Consider the following 423-nt stretch of genomic DNA (forward strand, 5'->3'; position numbering starts at 1 on the left):
AATATTATTTATGGCTCAGCACCTTATTTAACCTTTGATGGTGGTCGTACCCGGGTAACAAATACTGAAGCGCTACTCGGGATATATCTTTCTGATGGTAGAAGATTTACTCCGACAACCAATAATTCAAGTGACAATCCTATTGAGTTACCTGTTGCTGGTCAGAGTTTTGCAGATATTGGTATGTTAGTACCAAGGAATACTGATTCTATTGGATTAAGTTCACTTATTCGCGCACCGTATAATTATTGGGGTGATGATGATGGTGATGGTCAGGGAGTTAATGGTATCACTGCTACCGGTAGTTTAAATTTATCGATTGTTGATAAAAATAATCGAGCTGTTACCCGTAATGAAGTACTGACTATTTGTAAAGCGCCATATAAATTAACCTTATCTAATGGTGAAGGTAGATTAACAACA

Annotated in this window: 1 protein-coding gene; it reads left to right on the plus strand. The window is 37.1% G+C overall.

Annotated features, from left to right (window positions below):
* Positions 1-423, plus strand: a 423-nt coding sequence (locus H3T83_RS11310; protein ID WP_198215807.1) for a hypothetical protein, incomplete at both ends; no start/stop codon positions are given.

The organism is Gilliamella sp. M0320, assembly GCF_016101635.1.
Lineage (GTDB): Bacteria > Pseudomonadota > Gammaproteobacteria > Enterobacterales > Orbaceae > Gilliamella > Gilliamella apis.